The sequence below is a fragment of the Acidaminococcus timonensis genome, assembly GCF_900106585.1.
GTDB classification, from domain to species: Bacteria; Bacillota; Negativicutes; order Acidaminococcales; family Acidaminococcaceae; genus Acidaminococcus; species Acidaminococcus timonensis.
Genome location: NZ_FNWH01000005.1, coordinates 14,556 through 37,650 on the forward strand (window position 1 = coordinate 14,556; position 23,095 = coordinate 37,650).

The 23,095-nt window shown below is 56.1% G+C and carries 22 protein-coding genes, 2 tRNA genes, 1 other RNA gene and 1 other annotated feature; of the genes, 8 read left to right on the top strand and 17 right to left on the bottom strand.

The annotated features are described in order from the left end of the window. Nucleotides 1–93 precede the first annotated feature (93 nt). On the top strand, nucleotides 94–1,038 hold the full coding sequence (locus tag BQ5462_RS02000) for a DMT family transporter (protein ID WP_071141791.1): 945 nt from the start codon (nucleotides 94–96) through the stop codon (nucleotides 1,036–1,038). Nucleotides 1,039–1,113: 75 nt separating this feature from the next. Here BQ5462_RS02000 and BQ5462_RS02005 read toward each other — a convergent pair whose 3' ends face one another. From BQ5462_RS02005 to dnaX, 8 genes are all read right to left on the bottom strand, one after another. Then, nucleotides 1,114–2,475, bottom strand: coding sequence for an MATE family efflux transporter (locus BQ5462_RS02005; RefSeq protein WP_235819546.1), 1,362 nt, complete (start codon nucleotides 2,473–2,475; stop codon nucleotides 1,114–1,116). A 259-nt stretch (nucleotides 2,476–2,734) separates the two neighbouring features. Further along, a complete protein-coding gene (locus tag BQ5462_RS02010; RefSeq protein ID WP_071141792.1) occupies nucleotides 2,735–4,771 on the bottom strand; it encodes an LTA synthase family protein in 2,037 nt (678 codons plus the stop codon). Nucleotides 4,772–4,781: 10 nt separating this feature from the next. Then, complete coding sequence (locus BQ5462_RS02015; RefSeq protein WP_071141793.1) at nucleotides 4,782–5,726, bottom strand: diacylglycerol/lipid kinase family protein; 945 nt, start codon at nucleotides 5,724–5,726, stop codon at nucleotides 4,782–4,784. A gap of 20 nt (nucleotides 5,727–5,746) precedes the next feature. After that, nucleotides 5,747–6,145 carry a GtrA family protein gene (locus tag BQ5462_RS02020; RefSeq protein WP_071141794.1) on the bottom strand — a complete coding sequence of 133 codons (399 nt, stop codon included), beginning with the start codon at nucleotides 6,143–6,145 and terminating at the stop codon, nucleotides 5,747–5,749. 4 nt (nucleotides 6,146–6,149) lie between these two features. Continuing rightward, nucleotides 6,150–6,392 carry a pro-sigmaK processing inhibitor BofA family protein gene (locus tag BQ5462_RS02025; RefSeq protein ID WP_071141795.1) on the bottom strand — a complete coding sequence of 81 codons (243 nt, stop codon included), beginning with the start codon at nucleotides 6,390–6,392 and terminating at the stop codon, nucleotides 6,150–6,152. Between the two features lie 16 nt (nucleotides 6,393–6,408). Continuing rightward, entirely contained in the window at nucleotides 6,409–7,005 is a 597-nt protein-coding gene (recR, locus tag BQ5462_RS02030; RefSeq protein ID WP_071141796.1) for a recombination mediator RecR, read from the bottom strand. A gap of 12 nt (nucleotides 7,006–7,017) precedes the next feature. Then, nucleotides 7,018–7,350 carry a YbaB/EbfC family nucleoid-associated protein gene (locus BQ5462_RS02035; RefSeq protein WP_071141797.1) on the bottom strand — a complete coding sequence of 111 codons (333 nt, stop codon included), beginning with the start codon at nucleotides 7,348–7,350 and terminating at the stop codon, nucleotides 7,018–7,020. A 31-nt stretch (nucleotides 7,351–7,381) separates the two neighbouring features. Then, nucleotides 7,382–9,361: a DNA polymerase III subunit gamma/tau gene (gene dnaX, locus BQ5462_RS02040; protein ID WP_071141798.1), complete on the bottom strand. Its 1,980-nt coding sequence runs from the start codon at nucleotides 9,359–9,361 to the stop codon at nucleotides 7,382–7,384. Between the two features lie 186 nt (nucleotides 9,362–9,547). Between dnaX and BQ5462_RS02045 the strand changes: the two genes are divergently transcribed. After that, nucleotides 9,548–9,637, top strand: a tRNA-Ser gene (locus BQ5462_RS02045). Between the two features lie 54 nt (nucleotides 9,638–9,691). Further along, nucleotides 9,692–9,791, top strand: an RNA gene (gene ffs, locus BQ5462_RS02050) — signal recognition particle sRNA small type. 86 nt (nucleotides 9,792–9,877) lie between these two features. Here the strand turns inward: ffs and BQ5462_RS02055 are convergent. The 4 genes from BQ5462_RS02055 to BQ5462_RS02070 form a co-directional block, all read right to left on the bottom strand. Beyond that, complete coding sequence (locus tag BQ5462_RS02055; protein ID WP_071142114.1) at nucleotides 9,878–11,278, bottom strand: FAD-binding oxidoreductase; 1,401 nt, start codon at nucleotides 11,276–11,278, stop codon at nucleotides 9,878–9,880. 168 nt (nucleotides 11,279–11,446) lie between these two features. Next, nucleotides 11,447–11,535, bottom strand: a tRNA-Ser gene (locus tag BQ5462_RS02060). 25 nt (nucleotides 11,536–11,560) lie between these two features. Continuing rightward, complete coding sequence (gene tadA / locus BQ5462_RS02065) at nucleotides 11,561–12,031, bottom strand: tRNA adenosine(34) deaminase TadA (RefSeq protein WP_071141799.1); 471 nt, start codon at nucleotides 12,029–12,031, stop codon at nucleotides 11,561–11,563. Next, nucleotides 12,028–12,951 (bottom strand): homoserine O-succinyltransferase, encoded by a 924-nt coding sequence (locus BQ5462_RS02070; RefSeq protein WP_071141800.1) that lies wholly within the window; start codon nucleotides 12,949–12,951, stop codon nucleotides 12,028–12,030. The genes tadA and BQ5462_RS02070 overlap by 4 nt, the downstream gene beginning before the upstream one ends. 44 nt (nucleotides 12,952–12,995) lie before the next feature. Next, nucleotides 12,996–13,228: a binding site (T-box leader), on the bottom strand. Nucleotides 13,229–13,359: 131 nt separating this feature from the next. Here BQ5462_RS02070 and BQ5462_RS02075 point away from each other — a divergent pair. Beyond that, nucleotides 13,360–14,040 carry a Crp/Fnr family transcriptional regulator gene (locus BQ5462_RS02075; protein WP_235819548.1) on the top strand — a complete coding sequence of 227 codons (681 nt, stop codon included), beginning with the start codon at nucleotides 13,360–13,362 and terminating at the stop codon, nucleotides 14,038–14,040. 282 nt (nucleotides 14,041–14,322) lie between these two features. Here the strand turns inward: BQ5462_RS02075 and BQ5462_RS02080 are convergent, their stop codons facing one another. Further along, nucleotides 14,323–15,321: an IS3 family transposase gene (locus tag BQ5462_RS02080; protein WP_071141607.1), complete on the bottom strand. Its 999-nt coding sequence runs from the start codon at nucleotides 15,319–15,321 to the stop codon at nucleotides 14,323–14,325. Nucleotides 15,322–15,332: 11 nt separating this feature from the next. Then, nucleotides 15,333–15,737: an HTH domain-containing protein gene (locus tag BQ5462_RS02085; protein ID WP_071141606.1), complete on the bottom strand. Its 405-nt coding sequence runs from the start codon at nucleotides 15,735–15,737 to the stop codon at nucleotides 15,333–15,335. Nucleotides 15,738–15,943: 206 nt separating this feature from the next. Between BQ5462_RS02085 and BQ5462_RS02090 the strand changes: the two genes are divergently transcribed. Then, nucleotides 15,944–16,552: a uracil-DNA glycosylase family protein gene (locus tag BQ5462_RS02090; RefSeq protein ID WP_083378038.1), complete on the top strand. Its 609-nt coding sequence runs from the start codon at nucleotides 15,944–15,946 to the stop codon at nucleotides 16,550–16,552. 3 nt (nucleotides 16,553–16,555) lie between these two features. On the opposite strand, the gene BQ5462_RS02095 is transcribed toward BQ5462_RS02090, so the two are convergent. Both BQ5462_RS02095 and BQ5462_RS02100 read right to left on the bottom strand, forming a co-directional pair. Then, a complete protein-coding gene (locus tag BQ5462_RS02095) occupies nucleotides 16,556–17,641 on the bottom strand; it encodes a metallophosphoesterase (RefSeq protein ID WP_071141801.1) in 1,086 nt (361 codons plus the stop codon). 18 nt (nucleotides 17,642–17,659) lie between these two features. Beyond that, complete coding sequence (locus BQ5462_RS02100) at nucleotides 17,660–18,052, bottom strand: fluoride efflux transporter FluC (RefSeq protein ID WP_071141802.1); 393 nt, start codon at nucleotides 18,050–18,052, stop codon at nucleotides 17,660–17,662. Nucleotides 18,053–18,310: 258 nt separating this feature from the next. Between BQ5462_RS02100 and rlmD the strand changes: the two genes are divergently transcribed. Continuing rightward, the gene (gene rlmD / locus BQ5462_RS02105) at nucleotides 18,311–19,690 is read left to right on the top strand and encodes a 23S rRNA (uracil(1939)-C(5))-methyltransferase RlmD (protein ID WP_071141803.1); all 1,380 of its coding nucleotides are present in this window, start codon (nucleotides 18,311–18,313) and stop codon (nucleotides 19,688–19,690) included. Nucleotides 19,691–20,071: 381 nt separating this feature from the next. Here the strand turns inward: rlmD and BQ5462_RS02110 are convergent, their stop codons facing one another. Beyond that, nucleotides 20,072–20,686, bottom strand: coding sequence for a hypothetical protein (locus tag BQ5462_RS02110; protein WP_071141804.1), 615 nt, complete (start codon nucleotides 20,684–20,686; stop codon nucleotides 20,072–20,074). 556 nt (nucleotides 20,687–21,242) lie between these two features. Between BQ5462_RS02110 and BQ5462_RS02115 the strand changes: the two genes are divergently transcribed. Together BQ5462_RS02115 and BQ5462_RS02120 are read left to right on the top strand one after the other, a co-directional pair. Continuing rightward, nucleotides 21,243–22,721 carry a putative sulfate exporter family transporter gene (locus BQ5462_RS02115; RefSeq protein WP_071141805.1) on the top strand — a complete coding sequence of 493 codons (1,479 nt, stop codon included), beginning with the start codon at nucleotides 21,243–21,245 and terminating at the stop codon, nucleotides 22,719–22,721. Between the two features lie 50 nt (nucleotides 22,722–22,771). Continuing rightward, on the top strand, nucleotides 22,772–22,993 hold the full coding sequence (locus BQ5462_RS02120) for a hypothetical protein (RefSeq protein ID WP_071141806.1): 222 nt from the start codon (nucleotides 22,772–22,774) through the stop codon (nucleotides 22,991–22,993). The last annotated feature ends 102 nt before the right edge of the window (nucleotides 22,994–23,095 follow it).

Below are 23,095 nucleotides of genomic sequence, written 5' to 3' on the forward strand. Positions count from 1 at the left end.
GTATTTTTTGCGCTTCTCGCAAGATGGGTTTCTCTCTATAATGACAGACAAAGAATGTTGGATGTGAAAAAGGACCACAAAGGAGGAATCGTCATGAACAAGAATGCTGCCAAACTGCTGATGGCAATGGTGATCCTGACCCGCAGCAGCGCGTTTATCTTTTCCAAGTTTGCCATGGAGGAGCTCTCCCCCTTCCAGGCCCTGGGGTTCCGGTTCACCCTGGCCTGTCTGCTGATGGGGGCTGTGCTGTACCGGCACATTGCCCGGGCGCTCAGCGAAGACAGATCCCTGGCCAGAAAAAGCTGCCTGCTGGGATTCCTGCTGTTCTGTATCATGGGATGTGAAATGGAGAGTCTGCGCACCGCAGAAGTCCATACGGTGGCCTTTCTGGAAAACCTGTCCCTGGCCCTGGTTCCCCTGTTCCTGGCTCTGTGGTACCGCCGGCTGCCCCAGGACCGGATCCTCCAGGGTGCCGGTTTCATCCTGCTGGGGGTTGCCGCTCTCACCATTGGAAACAGCGGATTCACCCTTGCCGGCGGGGAAGGATGGGCGCTTATGGCTGCCCTGTTCTATGCACTGTACATCATTGCCACTGGAAAACTGGCTGCATCCAGTGATGCCAAAGCCCTGGGCATCCTGCAGATGGGCTTCATGGGACTCCTGAGTTTTGCCGCCGCGCTGGTGCTGGAAGGGGGCATCTTCCTGCCTGTCAGGGCTCTCACCTGGGAATCTCTCCTTTTCCAGATCCTGGTGTGCAGCTGCTTCGGCTTCACCTTCCAGCCCGTAGCCCAGCAGTCCATCAGTGCCGAAGAAACGGGCATGTTCTGTGCCATCAATCCCCTGTTTGCCTCGCTGCTGGGCCATTGGGTATTCGGAGAAGCCTTTGGTCCCACAGCCATTTTAGGGGCCGTATACATTTTGACAGGACTGGCATTCGTCAATTGGCCGAAAAAAATGCAGGGGCTGCCTGAAAAGGCAGCTCCTGCACAGCAGCTGGCCGGCTGCCATCGTTCCCGGACTCTGGTTGCAAATCAGTGATGGAAGCCAGCTGCCGCTAGCGAAATAAAGGCGCTGTAGATGATTTTTTCACAGCGCCTTTTCTTCCTCTTGAGATCAAATTCCGGAGACTCTGGTCTTTTCTATGTGCCGCAGCCGCAGGCTCAGGAAGGCCGCCGAAAAGAAGATCCCCGTGATCAGTCCGATCCAGTAACTGTCCGGCCCCTTTCCCCACACATGGTCCAGCAGCAGCCCAAAGGGCAGAGCAATGCCCCAGTAAGCAGCCAGGGCCGAATAGAACGTGGCCTTCACGTCCTTGTAGCCCCGCAGCACTCCCTGGATGGGAGCTGCCGTGCTGTCGAAGAACTGGAACGCCACCGCAAAGGTCAAAAAGTGCATGATGGGTGCCAGCAACGCTGCATCCTCGGTGTACAGGGTTGCAATAAGCCCCCTGCCCAGGAACAGGCACAGCCCGAAACAGGCTCCGATCAGGATGTTGGAGATCCTCCCCGTATCTGCATAGGCTTTGGCCTGGGCAAAATCCCGGGCCCCCACATACGCTCCCACCAGGATGGTCAGGGACAGGGAGAAGCTCAGGGGCACCATGTATAGCATGTTGCAGAAGCTCATGGCGGCCTGGTTGGCTGCCACCACAACGGTACCGAACCGGGAAACCAGCAGACATTCCACACCGAAGAAGCTGGTTTCCAGGAAAATGGCCAGTCCCATGGGAATGCCGACCCGCAGATGTTCCCGTACATGGTGGAAGGAGAATCCGCTCCGCCGGAACACGTGGAATTCCCGGAACACCTTCAGCCGCAGCACCACCAGGACAAAGGCCATAAGCAGCAGCCAGCAAGTAATGGCCGTGCCTACCCCGGCACCCGGGCCGCCCAGGGCAGGCATGCCCAATTTTCCAAAGATGAAGATGTAGTTCATACAGGCGTTGATGGGCATGGTCAGAAGGAACAGCCGCATGGTCACCTGGGTATACCCCAGGCTGTCCACAAAGCACCGGAGGATGCTGGCAGAAAACAGCGGCAGGATGCCCCAGGCCACAAAGCCCAGGTAGCGGAAGGCCACCTGCCGCACTGCCGGTTCCAGGCTCATGGTATCCAGGATCTTCGGCAGCAGCTGGCTGCCTGCGGCAATGATGCCGAAGGCCAGGGCCGCCGCCAGGGTCAGGCCGCTGAACACGGCCCCGGAGATTTTTTCGAACTGGCGGGCACCCCGGTAGTTGGCCACAATGGGTGTCAGTGCCTGAAGAATGCCGTTCAGGCCCGTGAACACCGGCATCCAGATGTTGCTGCCGATGGCCACCCCGGCCAATTCCCTTGTCCCTGCATGGCCGCTCATGACTGTATCGAACAGACTCATCCCCGTAATACACAGCTGGGTGATCAGGATGGGGATCATGACCCCCAGGATCCGCCGCAGCCGGCTTTGAAAAGTTCCTGTAGCAGGGCTTTCCGTAAACAACAAATCAACTCCTTTTAAAAAAGGCTGCCGAAAATGGCAGCCTTTTGGCTAACGGGTGGCTTTCGCCCCCTGTGTCACTAGTCACTAGTCAACAGTCACTAGCCGATGGAAGCCAGCTTCGCTGGCAATAAAATATAGCCCTCCGGGCGACCCGGGGACGGACTCCCCTTACGGGTAGTCCCTACGGAACACATCGGATTGTGTGTTTCCATGTGTAGGGGCGGCCCATGAGGGACTCCCGTTCCCAGGTCCGTGTTTTCTATTTCTGTAAAAACTCCAGATGACGCTTCACGTACCCGCACATCAGGTAATTGGCAATGGCATCCTTGGCTTCCGTGTCCGGATGTTCCTCATCCAGGGTAGCCACCACATATTCCGGCTGGGAATAATAGTAGGCCTTGCCTCCGAAATACCCCAGGGCATAGGACCGTTCATTGCCGGGCTGCAGCAGGTTCCGGCCCATGAATTCATCCGGTGTGGGAAGAGCCAGCAGACTCAGCAGGGTGGGAGCCATATCCTGCTGGCTGGCATAGATGCTCTCGTCCAGATCCTTCAACGGCTGCAGGTTCTTCGAGATGAAGATCACCGGGATGGGTGCCACACTCTGTTTATCCTGGGGATTTTCCACCAGTTTCTTGTACTCACCGCCGGAATGGGGATTGTGGTCTGCGGTAACGATGAACAGGGTCCGGTCGTCCATAAGGCCCTCTTTCTCCGCTTCTTCGAAGAAATGCTGGATGGTCTTGTCCACCCAGTACATGCCGCAGACCGTGGCCGTTCCGTTATCCCGCACATCCTCCGGCATCTCCGCGTAGGTATAGCCGTAGTACGGATAGGGCTGGTGCATATCCAGGGTCTTGCAGACCAGAAGCATTTTTTCATTCCTGTGTTCAGCCAGGGTCTTCAGGGTGAAGTCATACATCACATCATTGTGGAAGCCCCAGCCGCTGGCGCCCTTGTATCCCAGGTTGCCCAGATCCTCTTTGGCCAGGTAATGCTCCATGCCGAACTGGGCCGGATATTCCCGGTATTCATTGGCATAGTACCGGCTGGAGGCGTTGACGAAATAGCCGCTATACCCGGCCTGCTGCACACTGCGGAACAGGGACGGCTGCTTCTGCCCCGGCAGGTCCTTATCATAGATCAGCTGGGATCGGAACGTGGCGTTCAATCCCTGGGTGGTGGGCACAGCCGAGGAATAATAATGATCGATGTGGGGATACTTCTTCACCAGGGAATCCAGATACGGGGTGGCATCAGCCGGTATATTGGGATTGTAGTAATGGAGATAGTCCCGATGGACGCTTTCCAGGATCAGCATAACCACCCGGTCGTAGGCCGGTTTCTCCAGGGGTACCGGTTTCCCTTTCGGCAGGATGCCCAGCCGGGTAAGTTCCGCCACATCTTTGTCCGTCAGCTCCCGTTCCTGGAACTTCCAGGGATCCTGCACCACCTTATCGGTCTTGAAGAACGCCTTCTGGAAGAAGTTCACATTGATGGGATAGGCCACCATGGTCCGGGTGGGGCGGCGGCTCTTTTCCATATCCACTTCGATATCCAGGCCGTTTGTATTGTCGATAGCCAGGTACACACCCTCGGCCAGCAGCCAGTAGCCGCCGTTCAGTACCATGGTAAGCAACGCCACCAGGAGCAGGGACCAGGGCAGGTTGGGTTTGTGCCGCCGGGGCGTGCTGACCCGGAACAGGGGAATGAACAGCAGAAGGATCACTCCGAGCAGTCCCAGCTGCCAGTTCTCCGTGGTGGCCAGGATGCCCTTGGCGGCGTACACATTCAGGTTGTCGAACAAGACGCTCTCCACGTGCATGGACGTATTCCAGAAATAGATCCCGTCCCCCAGGATCAGCACGCAGGTCACATAAAAGACCAGGAAATAGATGGCCTTCCACAGCCTATTGGGCCAGTGGTGATAAATCATGGCCGCCAGCAGCACCAGCACGATGTTGTTGAACAGTCCGGCCAGTACCGACAGGGTGGTCATAAAGCCCGGATCCAGTTCCAGATACGTGACCATGAACAGAGCGTCCAGCAGATACAACGCCCCTGTCACAGCCACCGGAAAATACCGGTGGATCCGGTCCGGGATCCGTTTCCGGCGGGCATACAGCAGCAGTGCCACCAGAGAAAGGAGCACATCCCGCAGAAAATAGTTCAGGGTATGGTACCAGAATTCCGCCCAGGGAAAGGGCGTGATCTCCTTCAAAAAGTTCCAGCGATACCCGGCCTCTGCCATGAAGCAAATGACCAGGAACAGGATGTATGCGAGTTTCTTTTTCACAGCAGCCCCCTCAGGAAATGAATTGCAGCGGTTTGGGCAGCAGAATGATGGACAGCGGCGAATCCACCACTGCATCCCCGTCCAGTTCGGCCGCAAACTTCTTCACATTGCAGCGGATATCCACCTGGGTAGCCGGATAGATTTCCACGCTTTTGTCCAGGTTCAGCATATCAGCCGCGATCAGGGCCGTATATCGCAAAAAGTCCACGCAGCGTCCCTTTGTGAACAGGCACACATGCATGGTGGGTTTCGACAGGGACCCTCCGTTGACCAGAGAGAACCGCCCCGCATAATAGCGGCTCTTGGTCACGATGACGGAACTGGCCTGATGCCAGGTTCCGTCGTCGTTGATCATGACCTGGAAGCGATACTTCCAGTTGTGGAGCAGCATTTCGTTGCCCAGCACCCGGCCGCTCTGGCGCACATAGGCCAGGGTGGAAAGGTACTTCTTTTCCCTGGGTGTCACCTGCTTCACCACCATGGAATCCACGCCAATCCCGGCCACGGTAAGGAAAATCCTGTCGTTGGCCTTTCCCAGGCACACCGGGGTGGTGACGCCCTTGGAGACCCGGTACATCCAGTTGTGCACATCGGTCTTCTGCATCAGTTCCTTGGCTACCAGGTTCACGGTACCAGCTGGATAGATGCTGATGTAGGGCCAGTAATCCTTGTCCACACATTCTTCCACCAGGGTCCGCAGGGTACCGTCGCCCCCGGCCACGATCACCCACTGGATCTTCTCCTCGCAGATTTTCTTCCCGGCGGCCTGGGTCTCCCCAAAGGTCCCCACTGTGACGTACTGGAACCGTTCCGGTCCGTACATCCGCATCAGCTGCCGGGCAATGCTTTCCACATTGCTGTGGATCCCGCTGAAGAAATTCTGTTTCCCAGAATTTCGATTGTGGATCAGCAGCACTTTCTGGAACGCTTCAATATCGACTTTATGACGCAGCATCTTGATCCCCTACTTTTTCTTCATTCTACGTAAATCCATTTTTTCCTGGAAAAATAGTTCCAGATGGTCACAAGGGCCGAAGCGATGATCTTGGAAACCATCACCGGCAGGCCCATTCCGCCTACGAAAATCCGCATGAGCAGCACGTTGAACAGAAGGCCCAGGGTGGAAACCACCAGCACCAGGGAAAATTCTTTCTTTCTGCTGTACCGGACTCCGCTGGTGAACACCCAGATGTTGGTAGCGATATAATGACACACTGTAGAGCACAGGTAGGCGGCCGCTGTAGCCACCAGGTAGTTCCAGCCCCAGCGCAGGTTGAACAGGTATACCAGGCTCCATTCAAACAAAGCAGCCGTGCCCCCGATGATCAGATAGCAGAGGACACGGACTTTTTCATTGGACGATTTGTGCAGCATGGCATCAGCCCATGACCTGCATCAGCAGCATGACGATGACACCGGGGACGCCAAAGAACCCGGCCACCAGTGCCGAGATGAAATGGATGGGGATGGTCACCCCGAAGATTCCGCCCACCAGATTGAACAGCCACAGCAGGATGACTCCGCAGATGCCATTCCACAGCAGTTTCAGCGACAGAGAGAACATATTGATGACGAAGAACAGCACAACGAGCGCTGCCCCCGCCGCAAGCCACATTTCCATGGTTACGACCTGCCTTTCAGATTTCTCGCCGGTTTTCCAGCGCTTTATACAAAGTCAGTTCATCGGCATACTCCAGGTCCCCACCGACAGGCAGACCATGGGCGATGCGGCTGACCTTGATGCCGGTGGGACGGATCAGCCCGGCCAGGTAATTGGCCGTGGCCTCCCCCTCCACATCGGAATTGGTGGCGATGATCACTTCTTTGATGGTGCCCTTCTGGAGCCGCAGCAGCAGTTCCCGGATCTTCAGCTGGTCGGGCCCCACTCCATCCAGGGGCGAAAGCACCCCGTGGAGCACGTGGTACAGGCCCTGGTACCCACGGGTCCGCTCCATGGCGGCCACGTCCTGGGGCTGTTCCACCACGCACACCAGGCTCCGGTCCCGGGTCTCATCCTGGCAGATCTCGCACAGGTCCCCTTCGCACAGATCGAAGCACTGGCGGCAGAGATGGACCTTGTCCTTTACGTCCAGCAGGGACTGGGCCAGGGCTTCCACATCCTCCCGTTTCATATCCAGCACATGGTACGCCAGCCGCAGCGCACTCTTGCTGCCGATGCCCGGCAGTTTGCGCAGCTGTTCATGGAGCCGTGCCAGGGGTTTTACCATTCGCATGATAAAACCGGATCAAAACATCCCGGGGAGTTTCAGCCCGCCAGTGACCTTGCCCAGTTCGCTTTCCGTCATGTCATCCACTTTCTTCATGGCATCATTGACAGCGGTCACAATCAGGTCCTGGAGCATTTCCACATCGTCCGGATCCACGGCATCGGGAGAAATGGTGAGTTTCAGCAGATTTTTGTTGCCGTTCACCACCACTTTGACAGCTTCACCACCGGCAGTGCCTTCCACTTCCCGTTCTTTCAGTTCTTCCTGCAGTTTGCTCATCTGGCTCTGCATCTTCTGGACTTTCTTCAACATGCCCTGCATGCCATTCATTGCCATTCCGCCTTTAAACATTTCATTTCCTCCTACATATCCACTCAGGGATTTATTCTTTATACACTTCACCGCCAAAGACCTGTATGGCCTTTTTCACTCCGTCCGGGAGTTCCGAAGGTTTCACAGGGGTGGCGGGGATTGCTGATTGCGCAGCCTCCCGGGCCGTGGGAGGCGTGGTAACGGCCCCAGGGGCCGGTGCCGATTGTGGAGAATTCTCCGGGGCCTCCGGTTCCGGAGGCAGGGGTGCTGTTTCCGGTGCCGGGGAAGCCGGAATCGGATCAGAGGCCTGCGGTACCGGTGCGGAGGCAGGACCTGCGGCCGGCTTGTTCAACGTGATTTCTCCCTCCGACTGGATGACTTCCAGCCTGAGAGCCTGGCCCGTGGCTTCCTTCAGGATTTCCTGGATCAAATTCTTAAAGGAAGGTTCCTCCATCTTTTCCTTGCCGAAATCGGTGCTTACGGTAAGGAGCAGGGTCTGTCCCTGAAAGTCAGCCACTTTGGCCATTTCCGCATAGATCATGAACGTCCGTTTCCGGCGCCGCTTCAGGCCCTGGAGCACCAGCTGCCACAGCTGCTGGGCCTGGGCCCGTCCGCTGCCGTTGAACTGCACCTCCTCCGGAGCCCGGGAGGGAACCGCCGACACAGGACCCACAGGGGCGACCGGTGCTGCAGAGGTTCCTTCCGGAGCGGCAACCGCCGGAACTGCCGGACGTTCCGCCTGCTGGGCCGCCGCCATTTTTGCGAATACCTGCCGGGCCCGGGGTCTGCTGACCGACTGAGTCGCTGCAGGTGCAGGAACCGGCGGTACCGGCGTGGCCGAGGCCGGGGCTGCATCCACAGATGCCGTCACCGCCGGACGGACCGGTGCCGCCGGGATGCCCCCCGCAGTCAGGGCCGCCACCTGCTGTTCCAGGGTCTCGATCCGGGCCAGAAGGGCCGCCTCCGAATTTCCCCGTTCTTTGCACAGATCGAACAGGCACAGTTCCCCTACGATCTTCTTCCGCAGGGAATACCGGCTTTCCTTCACTGCCTCATGGATCCGTTCCACATGGGCCACGATCTGGTCCCTGGTAAAAAGGCCTGCCGCCTGCTCCAGGGCTTCCCGGGTATCGGTTAGGTAGATTTCCTGGTATTCCCTGTCTGCCTGAAACAGCAGCAGAGCCCGGAAGTATTCCATCAGCTCCGCCAGGATCTGTTCCATCTCCCTGCCCTGTTCCAGCAACTGGTTCAGGGAATCCAGAGCCCCGGAAAGGTCCCGCCGGCCGATCTGGGTGACCAGCTGACGCAGCTTTTCCCGGCCCACCAGGCCCAATACCTGACGGACGGTCTCTTCCGTCACCGGGCTGGCCATCACGCTGCACTGATCCAAGAGGCTCAGGGCATCCCTCAGCCCCCCATCAGCCTGGATGGCCATCAGGCGCAGGGCCTGGGGAGTTGCCTCGATGTGGCTGCCTGCCGCCACTCTGGCCAGGTGCCGGGCAATTTCGTCCACCGTGGCCCGATGGAAATCGAACCGCTGGCAGCGGGACAGGATGGTGTTCAGGATCTTCTGGGGCTCGGTGGTGGCCAGGATGAACACCACATGGTCCGGCGGTTCCTCCAGGGTTTTCAGCAGCGCATTGAAGGCATCGGTGGTGATCATGTGCACTTCGTCGATGATGTAGACCTTGTACCGGCTGGACACAGGCGCAAAGTACACCTGCTCCCGCAGTTTCCGGATCTCGTCAATGCCCCGGTTGGAAGCGGCATCGATTTCCACCACGTCACTGGAGGTTCCTTCTGTGATTTCCCGACAGTTGGTACAGTGGTTGCAGGGATGGGCTGTAGGGCCCTTCTCGCAGTTCAGGGCTTTGGCCAGGATCCGGGCGGTACTGGTCTTGCCGGTACCCCGGGGCCCGGCAAACAGATAGGCATGGGAAATCCGGCCCGTTTCCAGCGCATTGGTCAGGGCCTTCTTGATGGGTTCCTGTCCCACCAGGTCGTCGAAATCCTGGGGACGCCAGGTACGGTACAATGCTACGTATGCCATGTCTCCCATCCTTTCTGTAGTGCTACTTTGCTATTATACCTTTTTTCCAGCAGGGACTTCAACTAGATTCTTGTTTTTTTCAAAAAAATACCTTGACAAGGGAGGGTAAATTCGTTATACTGTAACTCGTGATTGTCGTGATTGCAATCATAAAAACTGAATAGCTGTCAATCAGCAATTCAACCTGGAGAGTTGTCCGAGTGGTTGAAGGAGCACGCCTGGAAAGCGTGTATACGGGAAACCGTATCGAGGGTTCGAATCCCTCACTCTCCGCCATTTTTTAGTCCATCAGCCGCATTCTGCGGCTTTTATTTTTCCGGCGGACTGCAAGAGTGGGTCCTGCGCAATGGAGGCCTGTGAATCTTGTCAGGTCCGGAAGGAAGCAGCAATAAGCGGATACCCCCATGTGCCGCAGGGGTGCCTGCCCTTGCAGCCCGCCGGGAAAATAAAGGAAATAGGCTGTCGCATTTGCGACAGCCTATTTTTGTTGGCCAAAAGGCCACGTCCCTTCCCTTTTCAGTAGACCGCCAGTACCTTTCCCGGGTTCAGGATGTCCTGAGGGTCCAGGGCCTGTTTGATGGTCTGCATCATGTAGAGTTCGCCCGGGTCAGCCAGGGCGGCCAGCTGTTTCACTTTCTTGGCACCGATACCGTGTTCCCCACTGAGCCTGCCACCCATGGCATATACATATCCATAGGCTTTGGCGTGGAAGGCATCCAGGGCCTGTTCCCATGCTTCGTCGCTCAGGTCCCCTTTTAAAATGGAAAAATGCAGGTTGCCATCACCGGCATGGGCCAGGGTGAAAACCCGGAACGGATACTTCCGGGCTTCCCGGGAAAGTTGACTGATGGTCCGGGCAATTTTGTCCAGGGGAACCACGAAATCATCGCTGGTCATGACCCTGCTCAATACCCGGGTGGATTCCAGGCAATTCTTCCGCAGGGTCCACACCCGGTCATCCGCCATCCCCACCTCCACAGCTCCATGGCTGCGGCACAGTTCATCCAGCTTCAGCAGCTTCCGGTCCAACTCTTCTTCATCAAAGGTTTCCAGGGTCAGGATCACATAGGAACCGTCCTCGTAATGGCCCAGATCCAGTTTGGAATACTCACTGGAGGCACGCACAAAGGCATTGTCCATGAATTCCACGCTGGTGGGATCGAGACCTTCCCGCAGAAGCACCGGAACAATGCCTGTGGCCTTGTCCTGGTCCGTGAAGATGGCCAGTACATCGGCTTTACAGGGAGCCTGGGGCAGCAGCTTCAGCGTCACTTCCGTGATGATCCCCAGGGTCCCTTCGCTGCCGATCACCAGCTGGTCCAGGCAGTACCCTGTGGAGTTTTTCTTGCAGCGGGTCCCCAGGTGGGCAATCTGCCCGTTGGGCAGTACCACTTCGATGGCATGGACCTGGTTGCGGGTGGTCCCGTATCGCACCGCCTTATCACCGCCGGCATTGGTGGCCAGGTTGCCTCCGATCAGGCAGCTGTCGGCACTGCAGGGATCCCCGGCATAGAACAGGCCTTTTTCTCGGGCGGCCTGCTGCACATCTCCGGTACGGGCACCGGCCTGGGCCCGCAGGTACATCCCTTCCGGACTCACTTCCAGGATCTTATCCAGCCGTTCCATAAGCAGCACCAGACCGCCGCACACGGGGATGGCCCCATCGGACACACTGGTACCGCCGCTGCGGGGCGTCACCGGAAAATGTTCTGCATTGGCCAGTTTCATGATGGAAGCGATTTCTTCTGTGGAAGCCGGTGCCACCACTGCCTCCGGCCGGTGGAATTTCCGGGGATCCGTTTCCTCGTCGGTCTTGTACTGTTCCAGATGGTCCTCATCGGTCCAAACGAACTTTTCACCCACGATCGCCTTCAACTTTTCTGCGATTCCTTCGGTGATGGGCTGATACGTTTTCATCATCTTTCCTACCTTTCTACTGAAAAAAGCCATGAAAAATACCAGCAATGCAGGCGGTATTTCTCACGGCTCCTTTACTTTTGCCAGCCATGCTGGCTTCCTTTCGCTAGTGACCAGTGGCCAGTGACTAGTGACGGTTGGTGAAAATCCATTTTCACCAATCCTATATGGCGGATGGGGAGGGATTCGAACCCTCGGTACCTTTTGGGCACACTTGATTTCGAGTCAAGCACCTTCAACCGCTCGGACACCCATCCATGAGATTTTTCTATTATACCATATTTATCGTCTGGCTTTCAAAAAATCCCGCAAAATTTCCCGGCTTTCTTTTTCCCGTATCCCGGCCGTCACCTCCGTCCGGTGGTTCAGGGACGGATGGACGGGCAGGTTGAACTGGGAACCGCAGGCCCCGGCGGCACTGTCCCAGGCTCCGTACACCAGACGGCCGATCCGGGCGTTCCAGATGGCTCCGGCACACATAGGACAGGGTTCCAGGGTTACATACAAGGTACAGTCCGTGAGCCGCCAGCGTCCCAGTTTTTCACAGGCCCGGCGGATGGCCAGCAGTTCGGCATGGGCTGTGGCGTCCCGGTCCTGTTCCCGGCGGTTGTGGGCCCGGGCCACCACCTGCCCCTTCCGCACCAGCACGGCCCCCACGGGAATTTCTCCCTCCCGGGCCGCCTGCCGGGCCTCTTCCAGGGCCAGATCCATGAACATAAGGTCCTGGGTCGAAGCTACACCCGTTCCCATCATTCCTTCTTCGTCAGTTTGGTCAGATCGTACGGGGTATCCTGATACACCATGTTCAGCCAGTTCAGATAGAACAGATGGGCATAGCTGCACCACTTGAACAGAGGTTCCTGGGTGGTGTCATCGGTGGGATAGTAATGTTTGGGCAGAGCCGGATCCAGCCCCTTGTCCCGATCCCGCACGTATTCGTCCCGCAGGGTCATCCGGTCGTATTCGAAATGGCCCATGACAAACACCCGGCGCATATCTTCGGTGGCCACAATATTGATGCCATTTTCCACACTGCGGCTCAGCACCTGCAGCTGTGGGTTGCTGTCCACCATGGCATCGTCCACCTTGGTGTACCGGCTCTGGGGGATGAAATACCGGTCATCGAACCCCCGCAGCAGGGGATGGTTCCGCACGGTAAGCCCGTAGGGATAGATGCCGCACAGTTTCTGGGGCAGCATCACTTTGGGGATGTCGTAGTAGTAGTACAGGCCGGCCTGGGCGCCCCAACAGTAATGGAGGACGGAATAAACATGGGTGCGGGCCCATTCCAGGTATTCCTCGATTTCGCCCCAGTATTCCACGTCCTCATACTCCAGCTTTTCCACCGGAGCTCCGGTGACAATCAGCCCATCGTAGTACTTGTCAGCCACATCCCTGAATTCCAGATAGGCAGATTCCAGGTAGGAGTTATCCGTATGGGTGCCCACCCGGGTCACCGGACGGCAGAAATCGATTTCCAGCTGCAGAGGGGTATTCCCCAAGAGGCGCAGCAGCTGCACTTCTGTCGGTTTCTTCAGTGGCATCAGGTTCAGGATCAGGATCTTCAGGGGACGGATATCCTGGGTCATGGCCCGGTCGTTATCGATGGTGACAATATTTTCCTCTCTCAGTTTTTCCTTGGCGGAAAGATGGGAATCGATCTTGATTGGCATATGAATCACTCCTTCGTACAATACATAAAAAAAGCTTCCGTCCCTGCAGGGACGAAAGCATCGTGGTACCACCCGGCTTCGCCTGGCGAACCAGGCCTCTCGAGCACGCGAACCGCGTTCGGATGCTCCAGTGCTGTAACGGGCACACCCGGACGACCTACTTGGTTTCAATCATCTGCTCCAAGGCCATATTCCCTTCTTGGCCCGCTCTCCCTTTCACCGGTCGGAAGCTCTCTGTGCCGTGCGCCGAAGGTACTCTTCTTTTCATTGCAACATTGATTTGAAATTAGTCTCACTGTAACACAGAAACAGGACTTCGTCAAGGGGTCCCCCCTCTTGCTTTTCTTCCCCTTTCGACGTATACTGGAAAAAAGTTAAATGTTGTCAAAACAACAAGGAGAATGCGTTATGGAATCTGCTATGGATACTGCATTTCTGGCCCAAACGGCCCTGTTCAAGAATGTACCTCCCCAGGAAATCGAACTGCGGATGCACTGCCTGGGCGGCGTGATCCGTTCCTTTCCCAAAGGATCCTATATCCACTATGCCGGGGATATCGTCCACACGGTGAGCATGGTCCTGAGCGGCCGGGTCATCATCGAAAACGACGACCTGTGGGGCAATCGAAACCTGCTGGGAACCATGGGCCCCGGGGAACTGTTCGCCGAAGCCTATGCCTGTGCGGAAAACGAACCCCTGCTGATCAACGTCCAGGCTGTCACCGACACCACGGTGCTCATGATGGACCTGCGGAAGGTGTTCCACACTTGTTCCCGCAGCTGCCCCCAGCACCAGCAGATCAGTGACAACCTGCTGCACATCCTGGCCCGGAAGAACCTGGCCCTGGCCCGGCGGATCCTGCATACCTCCTCCAAGTCCATCCGGGGACGTGTCCTGTCCTACCTGTCCTTCCTGGCAGCCCAGCAGAAAAAGAAGATCATCACCGTTCCCTACAACCGGCAGCAGATGGCCGACTACCTGAGCGTGGACCGGAGCGCCCTGAGCAACGAACTGAGCAAGATGCAGAAAGAAGGCATCCTGGAATACCACAAGGAAAGCTTCAAGCTGCTGAAAAATCCGGAGGAGTAAGTGGGGTTAGTGGTTAGTGGTTAGTGGTTAGTGGTTAGTGGTTAGTGGTTAGTGGTTAGTGGTTAGTGGTTAGTGGTTAGTGGTTAGTGGTTAGTGGTTAGTGGCTGGTAAACCGTACCCCTTGTCAAGGACAGTTTATAAAAGTAGGACCCCTTGTTTTAGACAGTTCAACAATCTTGGTACCTTTAAAATGGACGTCTGGTAATTGTCTATCAGAAGGCCCCTAACCATCCAAATCTCATGTACTGGCTCCTTACTCATAAAATGGCTGCTTTTGCCATTTTATGAGGTGAGCTGGTTCCCCAGCTCACAGGCTCTCCGCTTCAATGTAGGAACCTCGGGCATCTTGGGAATATCGAGCGGATAAACCCCTGTTGTTACAAATTGGTAGAACTCGTTTGGCGACAGTTTCGCCAGTTCCCACTGGTAGCGATCGTTGTTGTAATAATCCATGTAATCATCTACGATGGCCTTCACCTCCCCAAAGCTCACTGCTGCTGCAATTTTCTTTTTCACATGGTCTTTCATACGGCCGAAGAAGCTTTCCTGCGGCGCATTGTCCCAGCAATTCCCCCGCCGTGACATGGATTGTCTGAGATCCTTGTCATGGAGGATATCAATGAAGCTGTGACTCGTATAATGGCAACCCTGGTCAGAATGCACGATGGTTTCAGCATGCAGTGAGACGCCGTGATCTCGAATCAGGTTGTTCACCGTTTCTACCACGAAATCCATCTCCAAAGAATTGCTGAGGACATACGCCAGAATCTGCTTGGTATAGGCATCCAATATGGTAGAAAGATAAGCAAAGATCCCATTGTAAGGAAGGTACGTAATATCTGTCAGCAGTACCATGCGAGGGCCATAGTCCTCAAACTGGCGCTGCAGCAAGTTATCGGCCACCGTATTGGTCTTCAGGGCTTTCACCAGCTGCCGATAGGGATTCGCCTTCCTGATGGGGCAAAGCAGGTGGAACTTTTTCATCAGACGACGGATTTTCTTCACATTCATAATGACGGGCGGATCCATGTGGAGCAGCTCCATATAGATGCTGCGGGCGCCCTTCTTGTACCCTCGTCTTTTGTAAGCGGCAAGGATCAGTTCAAAGTCCTTGCGGTCCTGTTCTTCCTGGGCCTGCCGAAATGCTTCCGCCTTCACCCAGGCATAATAACCGCTTCGGGACACGCCTGCCATCTTGCATAAACTGCTGATGGAAAGTCTGTTCTCGCTGGTACTTACCGTCTTTTCTATGATTTCGAACACACAAGAGGAATCGTTCATGAGCAGAGAATCTACCTTTTTGTGTTCTTGATCGCGGAAATTTTTTTTAAATATTCCACTTCCTGCCGCAAGTATTCAACTTCATGTCTGAGGGCCTTAATGTCATCTTCATGCTTGACCTTGGCGGCGGTGTCAGACCTGTCGGCGGGTCTCCTGCCTTCATAGAAACAGCCATATTTGGCATATTCCTCTTTGATATGCTGGAGAGCACCGCCAATGCGTCTTTCGCCCAGCACAGCAGGGTCAAAGCCGTATTTTTTGAAGATGTCTTTGGGATAGACTCCTTCCATATATTCGGTGTAAAAGATTTCTTTAAAGGACTTCCTCAGGACCAGGGTAGAGCGGCTTACGCTATACACATAAGGGTTCTGGCGCAACGCTGCAATCTGCTCCTCAGTAAAAAGTTTTCTGCTCATGTGGATTCTCCTTGGCTTTATTGGATTTGAGGATACCACATACATATGATTGTGTTCAATAGGTTGGGTCCAAAATGAGCACGTCAATTTTAAAGGATTCAAATTGTAGCCTGTCCAATTTTGTGGGCAGGTGCTACTCTTAAAAAGTGTCCACACTTATGGGTACAGTATATGGTGGCTAGTGGCTGAGGAAGGAGAATCATCTTATGGATAAAGCAAAGGCAATGCCGGGCATTCTTCCGGACCTGCCCATTGAGGTACACCCGTTTCCGCCGTTCCTGCCGGAGAATGCCCGAGTGCTGGTTTTAGGGACTTTTCCCCCGGCGGAAGGAAAGCGGGCCATGGATTTCTACTATCCCAACTTTCAGAATGATATGTGGCGGATCCTGGGAATCATCTATTTCCAGGATCCGGACCATTTCCGCAGGGGCACGGAAAAAGCCTTCGACCCGGATAAGATCAGGGCATTTCTCTCAAAGGCCGGCATCGCCCTGGGTCCCACGGTGCTGCGTGCCCAGCGGGAAAAGGGAAACGCCTCGGACAAATTCCTCCACATCGTGGAAGAGGCGGACCTGGGTACCATGCTGTCCCGGCTGCCCCACTGCCGGCGGCTGGTGACCACCGGGGAAAAGGCTACGGAAGTCGTGCTGCACCAGTGCACAGAACCGCCGAAGCTGCCCCGGACCAACACCACAGTGCCCATCCGGCTGGGAGGGAAGCGGTACGAGCTGACCCGTCTCCCCTCTTCCTCCAGGGCCTATCCCATGAAGCTGGAAAAGAAGGCGGAATGCTACAAAAAAGGACTGACGCTGTAAGCATCAGTCCTTTTTCGGTAGGATCGTCACCACCACGATCTCCGGCCGTGGCCCGCTGCGGATGGGTACACCCCACAGGCCGTAGCCGCTGGAGGTTGTGGCCAGCATGGTGCCGAACCATCTGGAACCGTAGTCCAGAGGGTACATCTTCCTGGTAATCAGCCGGTTGGGCAGCAGCTGCCCCGCATGGGTATGGCCGGCAAAATACAGGTCGTATCCCTCCTCCGCCGCTTTTTCCAGACGCCGGGGTTCGTGTTCCATCAGGATATTGCATTTGCCTGTTTCCGGCTGGAACCGGGCCCGTCTGTCCCCAAACAGGTAATCATCCAGTCCGGTGAGCGACAGCCAGGCGTTCACCGGCTTCGTCTCATCCACCAGGAACCGGATGCCCTCCTTTTCCAGCAGGCTCCGTTCGATGGTGGCCGTATCCATACGCTTGTCGTGGTTGCCATAGACGGCATAGATCCCATCCCGGGCCCGCAGCTCCTTCAGGGTATCCAGGCTGCCCTCCTGCTGCACGAAGGGCAGGTCTCCGTCCACAATATCACCGCCCAGCAGGATCAGATCCGGCTGCTGGCCATTGATCCGGGCTGCCAGCTCCTTTCCGTACTCCGTACCGAACAGACCGCCGAAGTGGAGGTCGGAGGCAAATACCACTTTATAAGGTCCGGGGACGGGTTTGTCCGTGGTATAGGTCACCTGCCGAACCACTGGATGGGTGGCCCACCAGCAGCCCCCTGCTGCCAGCAGGAGCACCACGCCGGCAACGATCCGGGTGACCCGGAGGCTGAAAGCAGGTGCATGGCCCAGCCAGCCAATGAGCAGTCCCGGGAGCACCAGCACGGCCCCCAGCACGGCATAATACAACAATCCCATCCACAGACCGCCCACCCAGGCCAGCAACCGGGTCACCGGACGGGGAAAGGCATGGAGATATACATTGCTCACCGTGAAACACAGGGGCAGAAACAAAAAAAGGCCCAGGGTCCACCAGGGCCGCAAAAAAGAAAGACCGGTACGATACAGCGCCCACATCGCTGCTGATCCTCCCAGTCCCACCAGTAACAGGGTCATGAAAAATGGATTCATATCGGAACAATTCTCCTTTTACATGAGAGATTTCCCCAGCCAGAAAGACACCCCGGCCGCCACCATCCCCAGGGTATTCTGGAGCAGGATGTACAGGAAACCGGTAATGTGTTCTCCGTGGAGAAAAAAATGCAGACCTTCCTTGATGAAGGAAGAAAAGGCAGTGAAACCGCCAATGAACCCCCAATAGAGAAGCATGGCCCACCGGGGATGGGGCAGCTTCGTATACAGGAACGCTGCACAAAGGCCCACCAGGATACAGCCAAAGGTGTTCACAAACACCATTTCCCAGGGAAAGCCATGTCCCCATACCCCCTTCAGGGATTTGGCCACCAGAAACCGGGCTACAGAACCCAGGGCGCCCCCCAGCGCCACATAACAAAGCAGCAGCAAATCATGCTTCCAATCCATTTGTTGTCCCCCTCATAAAATCAATCAATCGAACTCCCTGCGCCTCCCAGCCGGACCCTTTTCCCAGTATTGAAAAAATGGGCGCTGAACTCACCACAGCGTCCTTTTGTTTTTCTATCGTCTTTTCTTTCTATATCATATAAAAAACATGTAATTTTGTCAATTCTGAGGCTTTTTTTACCCTTTCCGGCATTTTCCCCGCAATTCATCCTTTCCTGTCGGATTTTTCCCTGAAAACCGTGGTATAATGGAGACATTATGAAAGAAAAGAACATACCCTTCAAACCCAAAGAAAATATCGAACTGACCATCACCGGACTGGGAAGCTCCGGAGAAGGAGTGGGCAAACTCAGCGGTTTTACGTTCTTTGTGCCGGGTGCGCTGCCCGGTGAACGGGTCCAGGCCCAGGTCACGGTCCTGAAGAAAAATTACGGCCAGGCCCGGCTGTCCAAGCTGCTGGTCCCTTCCCCTGACCGGGTAACCCCTCCCTGCCCTGTATATGCCCAGTGCGGAGGCTGTCAGCTGCAGCACCTGTCCTATCCGGCCCAGCTGGCTCTGAAACGCCAGACTGTAGTGGACGCCATGGAACGGATCGGCCATTTCAAGAACCTGGCGGTACTGGAAACCCTGGGAGCTCCGGATCCCTGGCATTACCGGAACAAGATGCAGGTCCCGGCGGCCCAGGGCAGGAACCATACCCTGCACATTGGCTGCTACGCCCAGGGCACCCACCGGATCATCGACGTGGACGACTGCCTCATCCAGCAGCAGGCCAACAACCAGATTGTCCATGTGGTGCGGCGCTGGATGGAACAATACAGGATCCCGGCACTGGAAGAAGATGCCCGCCGGGGCATTGTGCGGCACATCATGGGCCGGGTGGGGGTACGGACCGGCGAGGTCATGGCTGTACTGGTGACCAACGAGCCCCAGGTGCCCCACCTGAAAGACCTGGTGTCCATGCTGAAAAAAGATGTACCCGGGTTTGTGACCCTGGTCCAGAACCTGAACACCCGGCATACCAATGTCATTCTGGGCCCCAAGAACAAGATCATCTACGGACCCGGGATCATCCACGACCGGCTGGGAGACTTCACCTTCTCCATCTCTCCCCTGTCCTTTTTCCAGGTGAACACCCTGCAGGCGGAAAAATTGTATGAGACGGCTCTGCAGTATGCAGCCCTTACCGGTCAGGAAAATGTCATTGACGCCTACTGTGGTACCGGTACCATCACCCTGTTCCTGTCCCGGAAGGCCCGGCGGGCTCTGGGCATCGAGATTGTGGCCCCGGCCATCCGGGACGCCCGTCAGAACGCCCGGGACAACCACATCCAGAACGTGGATTTCCTCTGTGGCGACGCGGCCAGGGAAATGCCGGAGCTGGTGAAAAACGGCAGCCGTCCTGACGTGGTGGTTCTGGATCCTCCCCGGGCAGGCTGCGAGCAACGGGTGCTGGATGCCATTGCGAAAGTCCGGCCCCATCGGGTGGTGTACGTTTCCTGTAACCCGGCCTCCCTGGCAAGGGATGCGGCCATCCTGCGGGATAGAGGCTTCGTCGTGCGCAAGGTCCAGCCTGTGGACATGTTCCCCCACACCAGCCATGTGGAGAGTGTAGCCTTGTTGACGTACACCCGGTAAGTTCCCTCCGGATGAAAGCTCGATTTTACAAAAACAGGAAAAGGAGCTGAAAAGAAATGAGGATTCATTTCTTCTCAGCCCCTTATTTTTTGTTTCTTTCCACAGCAAGTATGACAGGAGAAGTATCCGAGGAGAAAAGAAAGCTTGATTGTCGCCGCCGGGCAGGGCACCCCTTGCCGACCTGCCCTGCGTGCAAAAAATTCTTTCCCAAACACTACTCCCTACCCACCAGCCACTGAAAAAAGGGGGGTGTGAAAAAATGCTTTTTCACACCCCGTCACTAGTCACTAGTCTCTAGTCACTAGCCGATGGAAGCCAGCTGACGCTAGCGAAATAAAGGCGCTGTGGATGATTTTTTCACAGCGCCTTATTTTTTTCTCTTCACACCCGCTTCTTCTCTTCCAGCCAATGTCTGTCCAGGCTGGGATCGGCCTGGATCACCCGGGCCCAGATGTCCCTGGCGTATCCATACAGCCCCTTGCCCTCCGGAGTCCGCAGATACCGGGGATCGAAGCCACCGGGGCCCAGCCGGAACCGGTCCAGGGCATCTGCATCCTTGAAGATGTGATACAGCAGGACCCCATGGGGACCGAACCCCTCTCCGATGATCTTGTTTCCCAGGGTATCAGGATGGTCGTGATACTGCATGATCCGGGCTGCCAGCCGGTAATAAGGAAGCCCCAGGCCTCTGCAGTAAGCATGGTAATACGCTGCTCCCCGGGCCCCGTGGCCTACATCCAGACAATCGTCGTGCCGCCGAGTATCATGGAAGGAGGACGCCGCCCCCAGGATGTTCCAGTCAGACAGGGACAGTCCCCGCTTTTGGGCAATCAGCAGGGCAAAGAGCAGCACCCGTCCGGCATGAGCCTTGGTGTGGATGGGGCTGATCTTTAACGCAAATTCCACATGATCCATCATGAAATGGTACCACTTGGTATATTCCTCCCGGATTTCCTCTGGAATGGGATACGGTACCGATACTTGTTCTTCCGACATCAGGATGCCTTCTTTCTTCTTCTACTATCCCTACCATACCATGCTGGAAAATTCCCGTCAACTGCTCCCCGTCACAAACCCTGCAGCCCTTTCCACCGTCACTGGACAGGGCTGTCCTCTGCCCGTGAAATATTTTGGGAGAATGCCCTTGACAAAATTCTCTTTGTCGACTACAATTTCACCATACATTGCAATGTATACTGAAATAGTATGTTTTTAATTTCTTTCCTAAAAAGGAGAATCCACCATGGAGAACCGATTCAATTTTGTATGTATGTGTTGCCACTGTCAGCGAATGTGCAGTGACAACGCAGAAAGCATGGGGTAACGCCTGGCTTTTCTACAACTGAACACCTGCACAACCGATCATCTTCCACAGCCCGGGATCCGTTCCTCACAGCTGTGGCAGCCGTCTTTGGGTACGGCAACGAACAAACGGGACTCTCCCGGCAGATGAGCGAAGTGTGCGGACTCCGTGGTTTTTCACACGCCATCTGTCAAGCAGGTGGCGTTTTTTTGTGCCACCGGAGCAAACATTCCATGAGGTGATAAGACAATGAGCAAAGAAAATATCCAAACGAGCAGCCGGCCCACGGGCCTGCTGGGCAGCGAAGACTGGTGGGCCGTATGGCTGGGGCTGTTCATCACCCTGCTGGGCCTGGGCAAGATCTGGGGGCTTGACCTGCTGGGCTGGGCAGCCACCTTCGGGGTCTGGATCGACCCGGCAAAAGCAGTAGGGACTAGCTCCAAAGCCTACGCCTGGCTGGGCAGCCCGGGAGCCCTGACCGCCACCTGGCTGTTCACTCTGGGGGTAACCTCCATCGGGGCCCGATTCATGAAGGCCGACGTGAAAAAATTTGCTGCCGGTTTTTCGGTGATCTACTGGATCACCATCCTGTCCAACATCCTGGGCAACTACGCCTACCTGGCAGCCACCCCCAACAAGCGGGCTGCCTTCCACATCGGCTGGTCCCTGAGCCTGGGCGAACTGGGCTTTGTGATTGCCCTGGTGGCCGGACTCATCATCGGGAACTTCTTCCCCACCCTGGCCCGGTTCCTTTCCACGGCAGCCAAGCCGGAATGGTATATCAAGACGGGCATCGTGATCCTGGGGGCCAACATCGGTATCCAGGCCATCAGCGCCCTGGGCCTGGCCAGCACGGTCATCCTGCGGGGACTGTGCGCCGTGGTGGAAGCCTACCTGATCTACTGGCCGGTGGTGTATTTCGTAGCCCGGAAGTTCTTTAAGTTTACGCCGGAATGGGCTGCTCCCATGGCCTCCGGCATCTCCATCTGCGGGGTGGCAGCCGCCATCGCCACGGGCAGTGCCATCAAGGCCCGGCAGATCATCCCCACCATCCTGGCTTCTGTGATCATTGTATTCGTCGCCGTGGAACTGCTGATCCTGCCCTTTGCAGCGGCCTATTTCCTGCCCGGAGATCCCATGGTGGCCGGTTCCTGGCTGGGGCTTGTGGTCAAAAGTGACGGCGGGGCCGTGGCCTCCGGTGCCATCGCTGACAGCCTGATCCGCAGCAGGGCCCTGGAACTGTTCGGGGTGAAATATCAGGAAGGCTGGATCCTAATGGCTGCCACCACTTCCAAGGTGTTCATCGACATCTTCATCGGGGTATGGTCCTTCATCCTGGCTGTGGTCTGGTCCATCTACCATCTGAACAACCCCAAAGCGGCAGGCAGCAGCGGCAAGGTTTCCAAGCAGGAAATCTGGAACCGGTTTCCCAAATTCATTCTGGGCTTTGTGGTCACGTTGGTGGGCATCTTCCTGGCCGGCTGGGCCCATCCTGGAATCATGGCCGGTGCCAAAGCCGGGGCAGGCCAGGCCAACCTGCTACGGGCCGTATTCTTCGGACTGTGCTTCTTCTCCATCGGCCTGGTGACCAATGTTCGGAAGCTGTGGAACGCCGGCCTGGGCCGTGTCATCGGGGTGTATTCTGTGACTCTCCTGGGCTTCATCATCTGGGTCGGTCTGAGCATTTCCTACATTTTCTACCACGGCGTACTGCCTCCGGTGTTGTAAGCGACTGAAAACGAAAGAACAATGATTGAAAAGAAATGAGGGATCTACAAATGGAAAGGGATATTTTGACCAATGTACATTCAGCAGCAGATGAATATTATGAACGCCAGGTGGTGAAACCCACCACAGCCAGGGTCCATGCAGTACAGCTGGACCAGGATGCGGAGGAATATTTTCCGCTGCAGCCCATCGAGAAAAAACTGTGCGCCTATTCCCTGGGCCTGGGTCTGGTACTCATGGCGGTGTTCATTTTGTTTTTTGAAGTGCTGTAGCATCCAGCACCCGGGGTAGAAAGCGGAAAAGAAAAAACGACTGCCTCCCGGTACAAAATATGGTATGATGGTATCGATTGTAAGATTGGAAAAAGGAGTTTG